Annotated in this window: 2 protein-coding genes; one reads left to right on the top strand and one right to left on the bottom strand. The window is 66.5% G+C overall.

From position 1 onward, the window contains the following. Nucleotides 1–417 precede the first annotated feature (417 nt). On the top strand, nt 418–969 hold the full coding sequence (locus EP26_RS30625; protein WP_157033989.1) for a GNAT family N-acetyltransferase: 552 nt from the start codon (nt 418–420) through the stop codon (nt 967–969). Nucleotides 970–1,394: 425 nt separating this feature from the next. Here EP26_RS30625 and EP26_RS30620 read toward each other — a convergent pair. After that, nucleotides 1,395–2,084 (bottom strand): hypothetical protein (locus EP26_RS30620; protein WP_043345259.1); only part of this gene is annotated, 690 nt, incomplete at its 5' end.

The raw sequence follows: 2,084 nt of genomic DNA, 5'->3' as shown, positions 1-2,084 counted from the left end.
GTGGTCCCGCAATGCGAGTTTGTGGCGCGGTTCATCCAACAGCACCCGGGGTACCGGAGCCTTGTCGCGGAGGAATGACAGCACGACACCACCCAGGTGAAGCATATGGGTGGCCCACAATTGGCCAGGAGGACGAGCCCACCGAGCAGCCAGCGCCGATCGGAGGTCGTGATCCAGGCGCGCTGCCCAGCAGCCCGCCTGGGATCGCAAAGCTGGCCTGCATGGTGAGACGGTGCTTGTAGCGCTGCTTCCACTGGGCCAGCAGCGCCCGGTCATTGAGCCCGCCGAACTGCTTCGAAGTGAGGGGCGAGAGCGGCGAGCGCCGTTCGCTCGGCCGCACCTCGACGCCTGCCTCGGCACCGCCTTCGCCGTTGTTGATCCGGTCCAGCCGAGGCGGCGGTGGGGCGGGCCTTTGCCGTGCCCTTCACCTTCGGAATTGTAGGCCGCGAGAAGCTGCCGGATGCGGGCTGGGATGGCGTGGTCAGATGGGCGCATGCCGACCGCGCCCTTGGTCGGGTGCCGAATGCGCTCAGCGCGTTGGAGATCACCCTGCTGCCCTCCCATCGGGGTAGGGGCGCCTCGCGTATGGTTCTCGACGCCATGCGGCAGCGGGCCGCCGAACTCGGCCTCAGCCACATGTTCGCGCCCGTGCGCCCCACATTGAAGCACTTGGAGCCATTCGTGCCCATGCAGGAGTACGCAGCCCGTACGGGCGGCGATGGGCTGCCCGCCGACCCCTGGCTACGGGTGCATGTTCGCGCGGGAGGCCAAATTGTAAAGGTTGCGCCGACCAGCATGGTGGTCCCAGGGACGATCACCGACTGGCAGCGCTGGACCGGATTGCAGTTCACTGCCACCGGCACTGTCGTCGTGCCGAATGCCCTCGTGCCCGTGCATGTCTCGCTCGAACAGAACCACGTCGTCTACATCGAGCCGAACGTCTGGGTGCGGCACGTCGTGCCGGTGTGAATGTCGTCTTGTAGGGGCAGGCGTCCTTCGAAGTTCGTCACCGCGGCAATCGTTGCTGGTGCGCTGCAACGTCGGCGGTCACCCCCCGGCCCCGCGGTACAATTCTCAGCCCGGCCATCTCAGAACTCGGCCAGAAGTCGTCCAAAGGCCTGCATCTTTTCATCGATACCGCACTGGCGCAGCGCGGCCGAGTAGGTGGCGGTGTCAAAAGCGCCTGACGACTACACGGCAACCTAGGAAAACGCGTCCCGGAAACTTGAGGCGCTAAACGACCTCGGGCCGACCCTCGGCCGCTTGCAGCTTGACGGCCGCTCCCAATGCCGAGGGGCGCGGTTTCCAATGGCGGGTGCTGGCGCCCGTGACGGCAAGTAGGAACCATCCTCGCCAATCAGACAACCTTGGAGCTTAGCTGGGCCAGCACCTTGCTAGGAGCAGACCAGCAGCACGGACTTTGTGTTGGCGGTCGGGTCACACACCGCTGACATAATGGCGGCGTCGGCGCCCTCAAAGCCGTCCGCAACGGTGGTGACGAGATCGTCTAGCTCGCGGAGGTTCCATTCCGGCGGCAACACAGCGCTGATCAATAGGCGCCGCACTGACCGGAGTTGTACCCCCGCCTTGCAGGTCGCCGAAACAATGGAGCGACCGAAGGCTGCCGCACCCTGTCCCCGGTCTGCGACCGCATGGGTGGCTGCGCCCGGGCGAGAACCGCCGATCGCCGACCAGATGTCCGAAGCATCCACCCCCACGATCCCTCGGCAGTTCACCGAGGAGAGCAACGTCACGGCAGAGGCGGCCAAGGCGAAGTTGAGACCGTCTCCATGGTCAGGTACCGCCAGGAGAAGACGTGCAGGTCGGTCCTGACCGCCCTCGACCTGCGTCAAGGCCGCCAGTGGCGCCGCCAACGGCTCTGCCCCGAGCAGGACGGCCATATGCCCCCGCCGGGCAAGTGCGCGTGCGGCGGACTCGGCGGCGGACAGCGCATTCTGGATCGCAGCATCGTAGCACAGGACGCTGAACGACCACTCGGACGTGAGAACCGCATCCGCAGCGTCGGGGCCGGATTGCATGCCGCCCAGGGCCGCCAGCCACCCGGGGTCCTCATGGCTGCGAAG

This window comes from Belnapia moabensis DSM 16746, from assembly GCF_000745835.1.
GTDB classification, from domain to species: domain Bacteria; phylum Pseudomonadota; class Alphaproteobacteria; order Acetobacterales; family Acetobacteraceae; genus Belnapia; species Belnapia moabensis.
This window is presented reverse-complemented; position numbering and strand designations above follow the sequence as displayed.